Annotated in this window: 16 protein-coding genes and 1 pseudogene; 4 read left to right on the top strand and 13 right to left on the bottom strand. The window is 65.9% G+C overall.

From position 1 onward, the window contains the following. Positions 1–196: 196 nt before the first annotated feature. The 4 genes from QLQ86_RS04800 to QLQ86_RS04785 all read right to left on the bottom strand — a co-directional run bounded on the left by QLQ86_RS04800 (position 197) and on the right by QLQ86_RS04785 (position 3482). Complete coding sequence (locus QLQ86_RS04800) at positions 197–832, bottom strand: hypothetical protein (RefSeq protein WP_282816077.1); 636 nt, start codon at positions 830–832, stop codon at positions 197–199. Positions 833–1474: 642 nt separating this feature from the next. Continuing rightward, the gene (locus QLQ86_RS04795; RefSeq protein ID WP_282816076.1) at positions 1475–1960 is read right to left on the bottom strand and encodes a VOC family protein; all 486 of its coding nucleotides are present in this window, start codon (positions 1958–1960) and stop codon (positions 1475–1477) included. A gap of 203 nt (positions 1961–2163) precedes the next feature. Beyond that, on the bottom strand, positions 2164–2865 hold the full coding sequence (locus QLQ86_RS04790) for an aspartate/glutamate racemase family protein (protein WP_282816075.1): 702 nt from the start codon (positions 2863–2865) through the stop codon (positions 2164–2166). An 11-nt stretch (positions 2866–2876) separates the two neighbouring features. Continuing rightward, entirely contained in the window at positions 2877–3482 is a 606-nt protein-coding gene (locus QLQ86_RS04785) for a LysE family translocator (protein ID WP_282816074.1), read from the bottom strand. Positions 3483–3577: 95 nt separating this feature from the next. Between QLQ86_RS04785 and QLQ86_RS04780 the strand changes: the two genes are divergently transcribed. Next, positions 3578–4975: an aminotransferase-like domain-containing protein gene (locus QLQ86_RS04780; protein WP_282816073.1), complete on the top strand. Its 1398-nt coding sequence runs from the start codon at positions 3578–3580 to the stop codon at positions 4973–4975. Positions 4976–5104: 129 nt separating this feature from the next. Further along, on the top strand, positions 5105–5461 hold the full coding sequence (locus QLQ86_RS04775; protein ID WP_282816072.1) for an antibiotic biosynthesis monooxygenase family protein: 357 nt from the start codon (positions 5105–5107) through the stop codon (positions 5459–5461). 204 nt (positions 5462–5665) lie between these two features. On the opposite strand, the gene QLQ86_RS04770 is transcribed toward QLQ86_RS04775, so the two are convergent. From QLQ86_RS04770 to QLQ86_RS04755, 4 genes and pseudogenes are all read right to left on the bottom strand, one after another. Next, positions 5666–6673, bottom strand: coding sequence for a chemotaxis protein CheB (locus QLQ86_RS04770; RefSeq protein ID WP_282816071.1), 1008 nt, complete (start codon positions 6671–6673; stop codon positions 5666–5668). A gap of 347 nt (positions 6674–7020) precedes the next feature. Continuing rightward, a pseudogene (locus tag QLQ86_RS04765) lies at positions 7021–7148 on the bottom strand (LysE family translocator); the annotation flags it as partial. Positions 7149–7177: 29 nt separating this feature from the next. Beyond that, positions 7178–8050 carry a DMT family transporter gene (locus QLQ86_RS04760; RefSeq protein ID WP_282816070.1) on the bottom strand — a complete coding sequence of 291 codons (873 nt, stop codon included), beginning with the start codon at positions 8048–8050 and terminating at the stop codon, positions 7178–7180. A gap of 61 nt (positions 8051–8111) precedes the next feature. After that, complete coding sequence (locus QLQ86_RS04755) at positions 8112–8594, bottom strand: GNAT family N-acetyltransferase (protein ID WP_282816069.1); 483 nt, start codon at positions 8592–8594, stop codon at positions 8112–8114. Positions 8595–8793: 199 nt separating this feature from the next. Between QLQ86_RS04755 and QLQ86_RS04750 the strand changes: the two genes are divergently transcribed. Next, on the top strand, positions 8794–9741 hold the full coding sequence (locus QLQ86_RS04750) for a threonine ammonia-lyase (protein ID WP_282816068.1): 948 nt from the start codon (positions 8794–8796) through the stop codon (positions 9739–9741). 106 nt (positions 9742–9847) lie between these two features. On the opposite strand, the gene QLQ86_RS04745 is transcribed toward QLQ86_RS04750, so the two are convergent. The 4 genes from QLQ86_RS04745 to QLQ86_RS04730 form a co-directional block, all read right to left on the bottom strand. Further along, positions 9848–12049, bottom strand: coding sequence for an OsmC domain/YcaO domain-containing protein (locus QLQ86_RS04745; RefSeq protein WP_282816067.1), 2202 nt, complete (start codon positions 12047–12049; stop codon positions 9848–9850). 266 nt (positions 12050–12315) lie between these two features. Then, positions 12316–12894, bottom strand: coding sequence for an acyloxyacyl hydrolase (locus QLQ86_RS04740; RefSeq protein ID WP_282816066.1), 579 nt, complete (start codon positions 12892–12894; stop codon positions 12316–12318). Between the two features lie 190 nt (positions 12895–13084). After that, positions 13085–13348, bottom strand: coding sequence for a Txe/YoeB family addiction module toxin (locus QLQ86_RS04735; RefSeq protein ID WP_282816065.1), 264 nt, complete (start codon positions 13346–13348; stop codon positions 13085–13087). Continuing rightward, positions 13345–13587 (bottom strand): type II toxin-antitoxin system Phd/YefM family antitoxin, encoded by a 243-nt coding sequence (locus tag QLQ86_RS04730; protein WP_282816064.1) that lies wholly within the window; start codon positions 13585–13587, stop codon positions 13345–13347. The genes QLQ86_RS04735 and QLQ86_RS04730 overlap by 4 nt, the downstream gene beginning before the upstream one ends. A 172-nt stretch (positions 13588–13759) precedes the next feature. On the opposite strand from QLQ86_RS04730, the gene QLQ86_RS04725 reads away from it, so the two are divergent. Next, positions 13760–14182, top strand: coding sequence for a DCC1-like thiol-disulfide oxidoreductase family protein (locus QLQ86_RS04725; protein WP_282816063.1), 423 nt, complete (start codon positions 13760–13762; stop codon positions 14180–14182). A 22-nt stretch (positions 14183–14204) separates the two neighbouring features. Here the strand turns inward: QLQ86_RS04725 and QLQ86_RS04720 are convergent, their stop codons facing one another. Next, complete coding sequence (locus QLQ86_RS04720) at positions 14205–16913, bottom strand: cation-transporting P-type ATPase (RefSeq protein WP_282816062.1); 2709 nt, start codon at positions 16911–16913, stop codon at positions 14205–14207. Positions 16914–16977: the final 64 nt, after the last annotated feature.

Here is a 16977-nt window from a genome sequence, read left to right as displayed (position 1 = left end):
TCGTCATTGCGCCCGGTCGTCTCGGCGACCTTGAGCGGTCAGCGTATGCGGGAGTCCCGATGGATGCCACTCGCCGATTGGGCGCAGGCATCCCATGATCTGGCGAGGAAGCATCCCGAATACCCGGCAGGCCAGCCCTCCAGGGTCGGCATGGGGCTGGCCGCTGGGTCATCCCCTTGCCAGAGGGGTGAGTGACTCAGGGGCCGTTCGGCTGACGACGACGCCCCGTCAATGGCGGCGAAAAGGCAGCATATCCCGCCACCAATGCGCCAAGGAAGAGCCCCCAGTCCATTGACACACCGAGCCATATGGCGCCGAGCACCCCATAGAACAGGCCCATCGTGGCCAGCACGAGACACCACGGACGAGACCTCAATCCCCCCAGTGTCAGCGTGACCCCGATGACGATCGAGAGCGTTGGGCAAGGGATGAGCCCGGTTGGCGCAGCGTACAGGTACTGGACGGGGCTCGCGGGTTCGAGAAAATGCGGGTAGACCCACCCAAACCCTATCATCAGAGCGCCGAGAACCGTCAGCCAAGGTGGCGCCACTTCCACGGGGTTGCCTCCCAGCCGGAAGGCAACGGCAAGCAGGGCGATCCCCGCAAGCGCGAAGGATATGCCGTTGAACGGATTGGAGTGGCCCCACGCCAGGATGCTGACCGAGAAGAGCGGCAAGGCGAGCAATACCCCCATGACGCGCCTTGTCGGACGCACGCCCAGGATGAGGCCCAGCACAAGGACGGCAAAATAGGCGTGCCACATGACAGAAAGCAGGTGCCAGTCGTTGGCTATCACCTTCAGGCCTGACAGTACCTCTTCTGAAGTTGGCATGGCTCTTGACCGACAATGCCCGCCATCACACTGAAAAAGCTCGGCGAGGCGGAGGGGTTCACTTCCGGTGGGTGGACCGGTTACGCCCACACGGCGGGCAGGAATGTCCTCGCTACCCCGGAGTTGTGAAGGCGCCTTGTGTTAGCTGACTCGAGCTTCTTTCAACATAAGGGGCCATGTCATGACCAGCAAACGACCGGTCCGATGCTTCGCGCGCTGGTGCGCTTTTGCGCTTTCCCCGCGCCCAAGGGTGAGAGTGAAACGGGACAGCGCTGCTGCCGGCCCGAAAACGTCACATGGGAGCGGCACGCGACCGCCCTGCCCGGCACGTCGTGATGGCCTCCTGCCATCCCTGCGGTAATCCCTGCGCTGCTTGTTGGTGGCATATCGCCTGATCGTCTAAGCGACCTTAAGCGCTCAGCGTATGCGAGAGTGCCGATGGATGCCACACCCCGAATGGTCGCAGGCGTCGCTCAAAGGATGCCTGAATCACTGTGACCATGGTGAAATCGTCGCGCCATAACGCAAAGCCCCCGAGCCAGGTGACTGACTCGGGGGCTTGGTGTGTGAGCGGTTTAACACTCAGCCTCAGCGGCGGCACGCAGCGCCGTCCGCACCATGCTGTTATTAGACCGCCGGCTTCTAGCCGCGAACTGCCGCTTCGATCACGGCGATGTCGATTTTCTTCATCGTCATCATGGCATCGAACGCCCGCTTGGCGGCAAAGCGATCGGGGCTGGTATACGCCTGGATCAACGCAATGGGGGTAATCTGCCAGGAGACGCCCCATTTGTCCTTGCACCAACCGCAGTCGCTCTCTTGGCCGCCGTTGCCGACGATGGCATTCCAGTAACGATCGGTCTCGGCCTGGTCCTCGGTGGATACCTGGAACGAGAACGCCTCATTGTGCTGGATCCCTGGCCCACCATTCAGCCCCAGGCAGGGAATGCCCATCACGGTGAACTCGACGGTCAACACGTCACCTTGCTTGCCCGCCGGGTAGTCTCCCGGTGCATGATGGACCGCGTCGACGGAGGAATCGGGAAAGGTCCTGGCGTAGAACCTCGCCGCCTCTTCGGCATCGCGTTCGTACCACAGGCAAATCGTGTTCTTGGCAATCTTGGTCATAGGCGCCTCCATCATGGTTCCGGGTCGACCGCCCCGATAGCTTCCCCCCCAGGTACCAGGGCACGAACAGGTGATCGCAAGCGACACACCCCTGTGCGCTACCTGGACACTTCACCCGGTTGTCGAGCGAAGAAGGCCCAGATCGACAACCGGCGACGATTTTTTCCATGGAGGCCGATCCGACGGGTCCTGGCCGGCATGCGCTATGACGCCTGGGCCGCAAGCGCCACCTCCACCGCCTGTTCGGCATGGATGGCGGTTGTATCGAAGAGGGGAACGGCCGTATCGCCCGCCTGGATCAGGAGCCCGATCTCCGTGCAGCCGAGGATGACGCCCTGGGCGCCCTGCCCGGCCAGCGAGGCCACGATCGCCAGGTAGGCGGATTTCGAGTCTGCCAGGATCTCTCCACGGCACAGCTCGTCGTAGATGACGGCGTGCACCCGCTCGCGCTGGGCGGAGTCGGGAATCAGCACCTGGATGCCCTGCGCCTCCAGGCGCTCCCGGTAGAAGGCCTGCTCCATGGTGAAACGGGTGCCGAGCAGCCCCACCCGGGTCACGCCCTGCCGGTGCAGCTCGTTGGCGGTGGCATCGGCGATGTGCAGCAGGGGAATCGCCACGGCCTGCTCGAGCTGCGGGGCGACCTTGTGCATGGTGTTGGTGCACAGCACCAGGAAGTCGGCACCGGCCGCCGCCAGGGAGCGGGCCGCCCCGCCGAGAATCTGCGCCGTGGCCGCCCAGTCGCCGCGACGCTGGAGCGCCTCGATCTCGGCGAAATCCACGCTGTAGAGCACCAGCCGGGCGGAGTGCAGCCCGCCCAGCCGCGCCTTCACCCCCTGGTTGATGAGCCGGTAGTAGGTCTGGGTCGATTCCCAGCTCATGCCGCCGATCAGCCCTATCGTCTTCATCTTCCCTCCCCTTATCCCAGGATAAAGATCACGCAGGCGGCGGTGAGCGCCCCCATCACGCCGTTGAAGACCCGCCAGGCGCGCGGCGTGTCGAGCCAGCGGCCGATGGCCATGCCGAAGCCCGCCCAGAGGGCGATGCAGGGCAGCGCCACCAGCTCGGCGAAGCCGGCCAGCAACAGGGCGTTGACCAGGCTATTTCCCTCGCCGGGCAGGAAGCCCGCCATCAGCGCCAGCCCCATGACCCAGGCCTTGGGGTTGGCGAACTGGAAGGCCGCCGCCTGCCAGAAGCCTAGCGGCCGCCCCTCGCCGCGCCTGCGCAGGTCCGGCGGCGGCGCCGTGGCGATGCGCCAGGCCAGGTAGAGCAGGTAGCCGCTGCCCACCACCCGCAGGAGGGTCTGCACCAGCGGGTAGCGCTCGAAGAGCAGGCCCAGCCCCAGGGCGATACCGGCGAAGAGCAGGAAGCAGCCCCCCAGGATGCCCAGCATGTGCGGCAGCGTCCGCAGGAAGCCGAAGTTGGCCCCGGAGGCGGTGAGCATCACGTTGTTGGGGCCCGGGGTGATGGTCATGGAGATCATGTAGAGGGCCGCCGGCCCCAGGAACGCCACCGCTTCCAGCATATTGCACCCATACAATTTCAGCGTTATTGTCGATCCAGCCTGTGATCTTTCAGCTTAATGGGCGCAATCCTGGCGTCAAAGGTTTTATTGTCACCATGACAATCTGGACTCCCCGTCTCGCGGAGACGGGCCCCCGCTACCGCGCCATCGCCGAGGCGATCGCCCGCGCCATCCAGGCCGGCGAGCTGCCCCCGGGCCGCAAGCTGCCGCCCCAGCGCCACCTGGCCGATGCCCTGGGCGTGACCGTGGGCACGGTGTCACGCGCCTATGCCGAGGCCGAGCGTCAGGGGTGGGTCTCGGCGCGGGTGGGCAGCGGGACCTATGTGCGCGGCGCCGAGCAAGCCTCGGCTTCCCCTTTCCTGGCCGCCGCCTCGGCGAAGGACGACGGCATGGTCGACCTCAGCCTGAGCCTGCCGCCGCCCCACGCGCTGCGAGCCTCGCTACTGGGCCAGGCGCTCGCCGGGATCGCCGAGGATCGCGAGGTGCTCGAGCGCGCCGTGGCCTACCAGCCGGAGCGCGGGCTGGCGGGGCACCGCGAGCGCCTCGCCGCCTGGATGACCCGCCTGAGCATGCCTGTCTCGCCGGAGGCGCTGGTGATCACCCAGGGGGGCCAGCATGGCATCGACCTGACGCTGCGGGCGCTGACGCGCCCCGGCGAGCGGATCGCCGCCGATGCTCTCACCTACCCCGGGCTGATCGGCGCCGCCCGCCAGGCGCACCTCAAGACGCTGGCCGTGCCCCTGGACGATGCCGGAATGGACATGGAGGCCCTGGCACGGCTGTGTGCCCAGCAGCCACCGCGGCTGGTCTACGTCACGCCGGACCAGAACAACCCCACCGGCGCCGTGCTCAGCGAGGCGCGGCGCGAACGCCTGGCCGAGCTTGCCCGTCAGCATGAGTTCTGGATCCTGGAGGATGGGGTGCAGTACCTGCCGGAAGCCGAGCGCGGTACCCCGCTCTACCGGCTGGCCCCGGAGCGCACCCTGTTCGCCTTCAGCACCGCCAAGGTGCTGGCGGGAGGACTTCGCATCGGCGCCCTGCGGGTGCCAGAGGCGCTGCAGGAGCCGCTGGGCGCGGCGGTGCGCGCCCAGAGCTGGATGGTCCCGCCGCTGATGGTGGAGGCGGTGTGCCGCTGTGTGGAGAGCGCCGATGCCGAGCACCTGCTGGCCTGGCAGAGCGAGGAGCAGGCCGAGCGCCAGCTCCTGGCCCGCCGGTGGCTGGCGGACTATGCCCCCTCCGGGCGGCACCACGGCAACAACCTCTGGCTGACGCTGCCGGAGGGGCTGCGCGCCGCCGAGCTGCTCGCCGCCCTGGAGGAGCGCGGCGTGCGCCTGACCGGCCCAGAGCCCTTCTGCGTGGGCAGCGAGCCGGCGCCCCAGGCGGTACGGCTCTGCCTGGGTGGGGCCCGCTCGCGGGAGGCCCTGGAAGCGGCACTCAAGGCAGTGACGGAGACCCTGCAGGCGCCCCCGCCGATCCCGTGGCGCACACTCTGACCCCCGCCGGATGGGTGACGCGGGGGCCGTTTGGCCTTACGTTCAGGGGGAGTGCTCGCCAAGGGCCACGTCGGCATCGCCGCCTTCACGCGCCCTGGCGAGATGCGCATCCATTCACCAGGAGCCGCCATGATCGCCGTCATCTTCGAAGTCGTGCCTCATCCCGACCAGCGCGACCACTACCTCGATATCGCCGCCGGCCTGCGCCCGCTGCTGGAGGAGATCGAGGGCTTCATCTCCATCGAACGCTTCGAGAGCCTGGCCCAGCCGGGCAAGCTGCTCTCGCTCTCCTTCTGGCGCGACGAGGCGGCCATCGCCGAATGGCGCCGGGTGGAACGCCACCGCGCCGCCCAGTCCCTGGGCCGCGAGGTGGTCTTCGCGGACTACCGCCTGCGCGTGGCCGGGGTGATCCGCGACTACGGGATGCACGACCGCGAGCAGGCGCCGGCGGACAGCCGCGAGCGGCACGACACGGCGACGCGCTGATCCATCAGGAAAAGTGAGGCGGCGCCGCCGCCGGGGCGGTATGGTTGAGCCCGATGATATAGAGAATGAATGACAGGGCTGCGCCAAGCAAAAAAAGGAGTCAGCCCCTTTTCTCAACTTTACTTAAGCATTGGTTTAAGGCTTCACATCTTGTGCGCTATTCCAGCCAAAGGCGTCAATTTCAGTTTTCGTTGGATGAAACGTTCACGTAGCTCCCTCACTATAAGAATCTTTGTCGGTAGCTCTCAACATCGCACGAATGCGGTCAATGTGGACTTGCGAGTCTTTGGCTCGCTGGGAAATTGATGTGGGAGATTTTTCGCCTTCCTTTTTGCTCATGGTCACGAGCAGATTCTGGCGCTCCTCAAACATTCTCAGCGCAACCCAGAGAGTTTCTTCTATCTTGACTGTTTGCTGAGCAAGCAGCACCGAAGAGGTGAATGCATGACCCGTATGACAGCGGTACCTTAGGAATTGTCCATCCTCCACTTTCCATAACACGCCACCACAGTCAGGACAATTAAATGGCACCTGATCGCCGAGCGCCTCGACAGACGGCAGATCGCTCAAGACCCGCTGTGCGATCTTTGCCTCGATCACAATGTCCTCTGGAGCCGGCTTGTTCTTAGGCAGTTCCCTACTGACGAGCTCGGATAGCACCGCCCCCATCCCGGCTACCGGCAAACAATAATCGGCTCCAACATTCGCTATAACGGATTGCGGCATATCCGGATAAGACGCATCTTCAGGATCCTGTGCAATGCAGACGCCCCCGCATCTTTTGATCGCCATCATGCCACTGGTGCCATCATCCAGGTACCCTGTAAGGATAATTCCTACTACACGGTTGCCATAGGACACTGCTGCGGAACGAAACAAGGGATCAATAGCTGGACGCGAACGGTTTTCCCGGGCACCTTTGGTGACGAGAATCTTACCTTTCGCGATCAGCATATGTTGATCGGATGGTGCCAGATAAATATGACCGCTTTTGAATGATTGTTTATCGTGCGCATGTACACAGGGCAGACTGCCGCTCTCATTCAAGCCCCTGACAAGCGCTTCTCCGGTGGTATCTGCGCTCATGTGGTTGACGATAAAGACTGGAGCCGGAAAATCCTTCGGTAATTGAGCTACCAGCTTCTTCAATGCTGCCATGCCACCGGCGGACGCTCCAATAACAATGAGCATTGGACTTCTGATTTTATTCATCACCACCTCTATCGATGAATGTGCTGGGCCAGGGCTTCGCCGGTGTCCGCCCCGCTCGGAAAGCGGCGATAGATGAGATTCGGGCACGCCACCCCCCTGCCTGGGCATATGGCGATGATCACCCGTCATCCATGAGATAGTCGCTGCGCGCCGCGAAGGGTGACTCTCATGGCCCGGTAGCGGAGGCTTGATGATTGAGCCTATGCGAGGCCTTGCAGGGTTGCAAAGTCGAGTTTGAGCGTAAACCAGAACGTCGGCCGGATTGGCGGTGCGGTCAATCAGCCCAGGATGGAGATCACGCAGGCGGCGGAGAGAGCGCCTATCACGCCATTGAAGATCCGCCGACACAGTTCCGGCGGCGGAGCCGTGGCGATGCGCCAGGCCAGATAGAGGAGATAGCCGCTGCCCACTACCCGCAGGTGGTCTGCACCAGCGGATAGTGCTCGATGAGCACTCCCGGCCCCAGGGCGATGGCAGTCCTGGTGCCATCGAGGCGAAAGAGGCTTACCGAGAGCTCGAGGAGACGCTCAACGCCGTCACCGTGAGCAGGATCAGGCCCATGCCGACCAGCTCGAGCCCGACCAGGCGCTCATCGAGCACCAGGACGCCGAACAGCGAGGCCGTGACCGGCTCGACCATGGCCACGATGGCGGCCACCGCCGGGGCCGTATAGTTGAGCCCGACGACATAGAGGATGAACGACACACCGGCGCCGAGCACGCCCAGCGTGACGAAGAGCGGCCAGCTCGGGGTGCCCAACGCCGAGAGGGTCTGGCCGGTATCGCCCAGCAGGAAGAGGATGAGCGAGAGTAGCGCGAAGGCGATGACGAGCGTGGCCTGGGGGCTGCCGTGGGGGGCGGCGTACTTGAAGCAGAAGATGAAGAGCGCATAGGAGAGCCCGGCGAGCAGCCCGGCGATGACGCCGATGGGGGTCACCCCACCCGGCTGGACGTCGTAGATACGCGTCAGCAGCACGATCCCCAGCATGACCATGACGATGGCGGCCCACTTGAGCGGCGTGGGCCGTTCGAGCTTGAGGGCGAAGGAGACGAGAAAGACGAACACCGGGGCGCAGTACATTAGCGTCGCCGCCACCGAGACGCTGCCCTCGGAGATGCTCACGAAGTAGAAGGTGAAGTTGCCGGCAACCCCCAGGCCGGCCAGCAGCGACCAGCCCCATAGCCGGGGGTTGGCCAGCCCGCTGCTGCCCGGGCGCAGCGCCAGCCAGGCGAGCACGAACACCAGGCCGATCGCGCCGCGGTAGAACGAGACGACGAGCGGCTCCCAGCCGTCGGCCATGAGCACGCCGCCGATGCCACCGGAGAGCCCCCAGAACAGTGCGGCCAGCACCACGTACAGCGTACTTAATGTCGCCATCTGCGCTCCTTCTCGTGGTGTCGGTGTCGGTGAACCCGCGGCGCGCTCGGCGGCCAGCGGCTCAGGGAAGGGAGCCGAGAACGCGGCGCATGATGGTCACCGCCTCGCCGCCGTAGTCTCGCGCCTCGATGTCGCGCCATCCCAGGCGCCGATAGAGCGCCTGCTGATCCGGCGTGTAGAGGTAGAAATGCGCAACCCCATGGGCATGCGCCTCGTCTTCCACGCGCCGGACCAGCCGCGAGGCGATGCCCCGGCCGCGCCACCCGGGCGGCACGAAGACCGAGGCCAGCCAGGGCGTCAGGTCGCGGCGGTCGCTCATGTCGCCGGCCACCAGGCTGGCGGTGCCCACCGGCGTATCGCCCTGCAGGGCGACAAACACCGACGGCACGCCGCCCGCCCCACACTCCTCGCGCAGCAAGGCAATGGCGGTATCCAGACTTCTCCCCGGGTGCAGATGCCCCCAGGTATCGTGGGTCCACTGAGCCAGGATGGCCACATGGGGCGAGTCGCCCTCGAGGCGGGCAATCCGGATCCGTTCCGGCATCTGGGGGGTCCTCTTGTGGTGCTCCATGATCGCCGCGCTTGCCGGCACCGCCTGGCCATCGCGATGCGTCCGGTACGCTGGCGCTTGCCAACCCTACGATAACAAGGGGCCAGGGTGTAAGGCCTGCCCCTGGCCGCCTCCGCCCCGCCCTGCGCCTCGGGGTTTCGTCCCGGGGCCGGTCAACGGCTACGCTTCAGGCATGATCGCACTGGCAGACATCCAGCGGGCGCAAGCGCGCCTCGCCGACACGCTCGCCCCCACGCCCCTGGTGCTCGACCACGCCTTGAGCGACAGGCTGGCGCGGCGGGTCTGGCTCAAGGGCGAACTCTTCCAGCGCACCGGCTCCTTCAAGGCGCGTGGCGCCCTCAACTGGCTGCGCACCGCCGGCCCGAAGGAACTCGCCGGCGGGCTCGGCGCCGTCTCGGCCGGCAACCACGCCCTGGGCCTGGCCTGGGCGGCCCGCCAGGCCGAGGTGCCGGTCACCATCGTGATGCCCGAGAACGCCAGCCCCTTCAAGGTGGCCGGCAGCCGCGACCTCGGCGCCGAGGTGATCCTGCACGGCGACATCAACGCCGCCTGGGCGCTGATGCATCGGCTGGTCGAGGAGCGTGGCCTGACCCTGGTGCACCCCTACGACGACGAGCGCATCATGGCCGGCCAGGGCACCGTGGGGCTGGAGATCCTCGAGCAGGCGCCCGCGGCCAGCGCCATCCTCTGCCCCATCGGCGGCGGCGGGCTGATCGGCGGCATCGGCGTGGCCGCCGCCAGCCTGCGCCCCTCGCTGGCGCTGCTCGGCGTGGAGCCCGCCGGGGCGGCGAGCATGGCCCACGCCTGGGCCAGGGGCGGCGCGCACCGGCTCGCGCATGTCGAGACCTGCGCCAAGAGCCTGGCCGCGGCCATCGTTGGCGAACACACCTATCCGCTGAGCCGGCAGCACGTCGAGGCACTCGCCACCGTGGACGAGGCCGCCATCCACCGCGCCATGCGCCACCTCCTCTACCGCAGCAAGCTCGCCGCCGAGCCCGGCGCCGCCGTGGGGGTGGCCGCCCTGCTGGAGGCGGCCGTGGCCCTGCCGCCCGACGGCGATGTGGTGGTGGTGATCACCGGCGGCAACCTGGGGCGCGAGGAGCTCGAGGCCTTCCTGTAGCCGCTCGACCGAGGATGCCCACACCGGCCGCAACGCAGAGCCCCCGCGTCAGGCAACCGGCGCGGGGGCTTCGTCAGGGGCCGGCGCAAGGTGCCGGCGCGGCGGGCTACGCCTTCGCCACGGCCACCCCGGCCCGTGCCGCGCGGTGGGCATGGAGCTTCTGGTAGCTCTCGATCAGCCGCTGGTGCTTCTCCAGCCCCTCCAGCGCCATGCTGGTGGGCGTCAGGCCGTGGAAGCGCACACTGCCGTTCACCGAGCCCACCACGGCTTCCATGGTCGCCTCGCCGAACATGCGCCGGAAGTTGTACAGGAAGTCGTCCAGCTCCAGCTCGTCATCGAGGAGGACCTCCAGTACCGCACTCACCGCGCGATAGAAGAGGTTGCGCGCCACGGTGTTGTCGTTGTACTGCAGGAAGATGTCGACCCGCTCCAGGGCCTCCTCGTGCTGGCCCAGCGCCAGGTTGATCAGCAGCTTCAGCTCGAGGATGGTGAGCTGGCCCCACTCGGTGTTCTCGTCGAACTCGATGCCGATCAGGGTGATGATGTCCTGGTGGTCGTCGATCTGGCTCTCCTCCAGGCGCTCGAGCAGGTCTGCGAGCTGGGCGTCGCTCAGCTCGTGCAGGTGCAGGATGTCCTCGCGGAACAGCAGCGCCTTGTTGGTGTTGTCCCAGATGAGGTCCTCCACCGGGTAGACCTCGGAGAAGCCGGGCACCAGGATGCGGCACACCGGCGCGCCCAGGTCCTCGTGGACGGCCATGTAGGATTCGAGGCCCAGTTCCTCGAGGATGCCGAACAGCGTCGCCGCCTCGTGGGCGTTGCTGCCGGAGAAGTCCCAGTCGACGAACTCCACGTCCGAACGGGCACTGAAGAAGCGCCAGGAGACCAGCCCCGAGGAGTCGATGAAGTGCTCGACGAAGTTGTTGGGCTCGGTGACGGCCAGCGTATTGAAGGTGGGCGGCGGGAAGTCGTTGAGGCCCTCAAAGCTGCGGCCCTGGAGCAGCTCGGTGAGGCTGCGCTCCAGCGCCACCTCGAAGCTCGGGTGGGCGCCGAAGGAGGCGAAGACCCCGCCAGTCTTGGGGTTCATCAGGGTAACGCACATCACCGGGAACTGCCCGCCCAGCGAGGCATCCTTGACCAGCACCGGGAAGCCTTGGGCCTCCAGCGCCTCGATGCCCTCGACGATGGCCGGGTAGCGCGCCAGCACCTCCTGGGGCACGTCCGGCAGCGCCAGCTCCTCCTCGATGATCTGCTTCTTCACCGCCCGCTCGAAGATCTCCGAGAGGCACTGCACCTGCGCCTCGTGCAGGGTGTTGCCGGCGCTCATGCCGTTGCTGAGGTAGAGGTTCTCGATCAGGTTGGAGGGGAAGTAGACCACCTCGCCGTCCGAGTGACGCACGAAGGGCAGCGAGACGATGCCGCGCGCCTCCTGGCCGGAGTTGGTGTCGATCAGGTTCGAGCCGCGAAGCTCCCCCTCCGGGTCGTAAATCGCCCGGCAGTACTCGTCGAGGATGCCCGCCGGCAGGGCGTCGTCGGGGCCGGGCTGGAACCACTCCTCGTTCGGGTAGTGGACGAAGGCGCTGCCCGCGATCCGCTCGCCGAAGAACTGGTCGTTGTAGAAGAAGTTGCAGCTCAGCCGCTCGATGAACTCGCCCAGCGCCGAGCAGAGCGCGCTCTCCTTGGTAGCGCCCTTGCCGTTGGTGAAGCACATCGGCGAGGCAGCGTCGCGGATGTGCAGCGACCAGACGTGGGGCACGATGTTGCGCCAGGAGGCGATCTCGATCTTCATGCCCAGATCGGCCAGGATCGCGGTCATGTTGGCGATGGTCTGCTCCAGCGGCAGGTCCTTGCCCTCGATCCAGGTGGCGCCCTCGCCCTGCGCCTTGCCCAGCAGCAGTGCCTGGGCATCCTCGTCGATGTTGTCGACCGCCTCGACCTGGAACTCGGGCCCGGTCTGCACCACCTTCTTCACCGTGCAGCGGTCGATGGAGCGCAGGATGCCCTGGCGATCCTTGTCGGACAGGTCCGCCGGCAGCTCCACCTGGATCTTGAAGATCTGGTTGTAGCGGTTCTCCGGGTCGACGATGTTGTTCTGCGACAGCCGGATGTTCTCGGTGGGGATGTCGCGCGCGTTGCAGTAGACCTTGACGAAGTACGCCGCGCACATCGCCGAGGAGGCCAGGAAGTAGTCGAACGGTCCCGGCGCCGAGCCATCCCCCTTGTAGCGGATGGGCTGGTCGGAGATGACCGTGAAGTCGTCGAACTTGGCCTCCAGCCGGAGGTTGTCGAGATAGTTGACCTTGATTTCCATGGACGGGGCACCGGAGCGTTGGGCGAAGCGAGGGTAGCAAACCCGCCATTATCCAGTTTTTGGGGGGCTTCGTCTTGGGCAAGTGGTCAAAAAATCGCCAATCCGAGCACACCGGGGGCAATGCCCCGCTCGGTCCCGAGGCCCTGGGCTCGGCGCGGGAACGGCACGGTGATGGCGGCGCAGGGCGGTGAGCGGGTGCCTGCCGCTTGCCGCCTGCCGCCTGCCGCCTGCGTGGGCGTCGCCGCCAGGCACCATGCCGACGATGCTCAATATCGGTAGCGAACCTCGATCATGTGGAAATCCGCCCCGGTGGTATCCGAGCCATTAACGCCGGCGTCGGAATAGTGCAGAAACCGATAGCCAAGCCCCAGCTGTCGATATAACGGCCCCCCGATGCCCAGGGTCAGGGCGAACTGGAAGGGCCCCCCATAATCCTGCGTGCCGAAGCGATGCCGACTGAATAGGGCGCCACCCGCGCCCAGGTCCAGGAGGAAGCGCCCATCTTGGCTCCCGAGCGTCACCTCCGGGATAACCGACACGACGAGCGCATTCTCCCCCGCTCCCCGCAACACGCCGGCACTCGCCATCAACCGGGTGCCCGTCCCCCAGCCCGACGTGGAGTAGCTCTCCCAGGGCAGCGCGAAGTTGGCCGACAGGTCATACTCCTCGAAATCCTCCGGTGCCTCATCCCCCAGCAGGGTCTTCTCCGAGAGTCGGGCACGCAGGCTGAGACTCTGCAATTCCAGGTCATCGGCGAAGCTCGGGGGGCTAGCAAGCAGGCAAGCGAGGACGATCGGTAACAGCCCGAAAGATACTGAATGGCGAGGCATCCCGATCACTGGCATCGTAGGCGCTCCTGAAGGAAAGACTTATCGGCCAGGCCCATGTTAGTGGCGGGAAGTGAGCGCGGCGAGCCGATTATTCTCGGGGAACGTCGTGGAAGTCCCATCACCGGCGTACCAACGCGAAGCTTTGAGGCAATTTTGAGCCGCGAAACGTTGGAAAAATTGTCCGGCAACGGCGGCTGGTTATGCATTATTCGTAGTGACTCCAGAGCCTGAGAATTTTCACCACTCGCTCATCCTCGAGCACTTGGTAGACCAGACGATGCTGAATATTGATGCGGCGTGAATAAGCCACCGCAAGATCACCAACGAGCTTCTCAAACGGGGGCGGCTTGCGGAATGGGTCTTCTGCGATCAGTGCCAACAATTCTTGGGCTTTTGGTTTGAGCCCGCTGGAGGCGAGTTTCATTGCGTCCTTCTGTGCTTGCTTGGTGTAAACCAACTTCCATGTCACCAGCCCAGTTCCTCATCACACTCATCCACGGGAGTATCTACCCCCTCACGAATAGACTCTCGCATACCGGGTACGGAAAGCAGGTAAAGTGTTTCCTGAATTGCCGACCAGTCTTCTTCGGATACCAAGACCGCTTTGTTCCGCTTGCCCATGATGACGATTGGTTGGTGGGACTCGGCGGTTTCGTCGATCAACCGATAGAGGTTGCTGCGCGCCTCAGTTGCTGTGATTCCGGTCATGACGCACCTATTGCGTGTTCAACTTTCCGCCACTGTACGCCTTTAGGTACGTACGTCAAGACGAACGTCCTGCATGACAGTAATTAGATGGAAATCAGACCGTCGAAGCTGATGGACCGCGTGAAGGCGACCATGCGAGGCTGGACGGGCACCAGCGCGGAGGAAGCACGCTTTGTCACGATCGAACGATTTCCAGGCGCCCGACGAGGTCCGCCGCCGGCTACGACTGGTCTACGATGGCGACTGCCCGATGTGTCGGCGCTATGTGCGCTGGCAGCGCATTCGCCACGACGTCGGCGAGCTCGAGCTGATCGATGGGCGCCAGGCCAGCGAGGCACGCCGCGAGCTCAGCGCCCGGGGTATCGACCTGGACCAGGGCTTCGCCCTGCAGGTCGGCGATCGCTGGTATCACGGCAGCGAGGCCCTGCATCGCCTCACCCTGCTCGGCACGCGAAGCGGCGTGTTCAACCGGCTGATGTATCGCCTGTTCGCCAGCCCCCGGCGCGCCGCCCGCCTCTACCCTTGGCTCAAGGCCTGTCGCAATACCCTTCTGCGCCTGTGCCGCATTCCGCCCATCGACAACCTGCGCCGGTGAGCGGCATGGGCGGCACACGCCTTCACGAGCGGCCGGCGATACGCCGCAGCCAGAGCTTCTCCAGTTCCAGCACCGCGAACAGGCCGATGCCGATCAGGACGATCTCGACGCCATGGATGAAATCCACCGGCCGGGTATCGAAGAAACGCTCCATGAAGGGCGCGTAGGTGAACATCAGCTGCAACACGGCCACCACGGCGACGGCGATGATGGCGGCGCGGGAATCGACCATGTGCGCCCAGCTCAAGGAGGGCGTGCGCAGGAAGCGGACGCTGAACAGGTAGAAGATCTCCATCACCACCAGGGTGTTGACGGCATAGGTGCGGGCCTCCGCCAGGCTCGCCCCTTCGGCAAGGGCCAGCTGGAATATCCCGAACACGCCGGCCGCCATCAGCACTGCCACCAGGGTGATGCGCCACAGCAGGAACCCCGAGATCATGGCTTCATCGGCAGGTCGCGGCGGCCGATGCATGATATCCGGCTCGGTGGCCTCGAAGGCGAGGGCCATCGCCAGCGCCACGGAGCTGACCATGTTGACCCAAAGGATCTGCACCGGGGTGATCGGCAGGGTGAGACCGAACACGACCGCGACCAGGATGCTCATGGCCTCCCCGCCGTTGATGGGCAGCAGGAAGACGATTGCCTTCTTCAGGTTGTCGTAGACGGTGCGGCCCTGTTCGACGGCGCGCACGATGGAGGCGAAGTTGTCATCGGCGATGACCATCTCCGAGGCCTCCTTGGCCGCTTCGGTCCCCTTCCGGCCCATGGCGATCCCCACGTCGGCCCGCTTCAGGGCGGGGGCGTCGTTCACGCCGTCACCGGTCATGGCGACGATCGCCTGCTGCGCCTGCAAGAGGGTGACCAGGCGCAACTTGTGTTCGGGGCTAACGCGGGCATACACGTCCACGTCCCCGACGCGCCGGGCCAGCGCCTCGTCGTCCATGCTCTCCAGCTGCTGCCCGGTAATCACCTCATCGCAGTTGGAAAGATCGAGCTGGGCAGCGATGGCCCGAGCGGTGCCGGCATGGTCCCCGGTGATCATCTTGACCCGGATCCCCGCCTCCCGGCAGTCGGCGACGGCCCGGATGGCCTCCTCGCGGGGCGGATCGATCAGGCCGAGCAGCCCGAGCAGCACCAGCCCCGACTCCACGTCGGCGAAATCCACCGACTGGGCATGCGACGGCATGGCCTTGCAGGCCACCGCCAGCACGCGCTGCCCTTCCGCCGCCAGGGCCTCGATGTGCTGCTCCCAGGCCTCGAGGTCCAGCGGCGCCTCGCCCTGCTCGCCCCACACGGCGTGGCAGGCACGCAACACCTGCTCCGGCGCGCCCTTGACATAGACGAACGCCTCCCCCTGGTGGTCGTGATGCAGGGTGGCCATGAACCTGTGCTGGGAATCGAAGGGAATGAGATCGGTGCGCGGGTTCGCGGCGCGTTCGTCATCGGCATCCAGGCCGCCCTTCAGCGCGGCGGTGATCAAGGCCCCCTCCATGGGGTCGCCATGCACCTGCCAGTCCTCGTCCGTCTGTTCCAGGGTGGCGTCATTGCACAGCAGGCCCGCCCGCAGGATCCGCCACAGCCAGGGGTGTCGGGCCGGGTCGAGGGTCTCCTCGCCATGCAGGAAGTTGCCCCGCGGATGGTAGCCCTCGCCTTCCACCCGGCAGCGGCCCGCGGCCGAGATCAGGCTCTGGACCATCATCTCGTTGCGGGTCAGGGTGCCGGTCTTGTCGGAGCAGATCACGCTGAGTGAGCCCAGCGTCTCCACGACCGGCAGGCGGCGGATGATGGCATGGCGACCGGCCAGTCGTTGAACGCCGATGGCCAGGGTCACGGTGAGGATTGCCGGCAGGCCTTCGGGAATGGCTGCGACGGCCAGGCCCACCACCGTCATGAACATCTCGGCGGGCGCCATGTCGCGCCAGAGGATGCCGAACAGGAAGATCAACAGGGCCAACCCCAGCACGGCGCCCGTCAGCCAGCGCGAGAAGGTGGCCATCTGGCGCAACAGCGGCGTGGTGAGGGTCTCGACCTGCGACACCAGGCGACTGATGCGGCCGATTTCGGTGTCCGCCCCGGAGCCCACCACGATCCCGGCCCCCTGGCCGTGGGTCACCAGGGTGCCGGAGTAGGCCATATCGAGGCGATCGCCGAGCACCGCATCGCCTGGTACCGCGTCGATGGACTTCTCCTGTGCCACCGACTCGCCGGTCAGCGCCGCTTCCTCGATCTGCAGGCCACGGGCGCGCCACAGGCGCATGTCGGCCGGCACCCGGTCACCGGCCTGCAGCAGCACGACGTCGCCGGGCACCAGCTCCTCCGCCGGCACGGTGTACTGACGCGCTTCGCGAACGACCATGGCCCGGGCAGAGAGCATGTCACGAATCGCCCTCAGGGCGTCCTCGGCCTTGCCCTCCTGGACGAAGCCGATGACCGCATTCACCAGCACCACCCCCACGATCACGGCCGTATCCACCCAGTGGCCGAGCAGGGCCGTGATCAAGGCCGCCCCGAGCAGCACGTAAATCAGCAAATTGCGGAACTGGGCCAGGAAGCGAATCAGCGGCCCCCGGGGCTTGGCCTCGGGCAAGCGGTTGAGGCCGTAGCGTTCGCGGCGTCGGGTCACCTCCGCTTCATCCAGCCCTGTCTCCGGCGAAACTGCCCAGTGCTGCGCCACGGCATCGGCCGACCGTGAATGCCACTGGGGCGTGCTTGAGCCTGTCGCCTCGTTCATTGCGTCCCCCATCACTCCGCTCACTCGCCGACGACCGACGCCCTCAAGGCCACGCGACCCCGAT

Origin of the sequence: Halomonas rhizosphaerae (assembly GCF_030012485.1) — a bacterium.
Taxonomy (GTDB): Bacteria; Pseudomonadota; Gammaproteobacteria; order Pseudomonadales; family Halomonadaceae; genus Halomonas; species Halomonas rhizosphaerae.
This window is presented reverse-complemented; position numbering and strand designations above follow the sequence as displayed.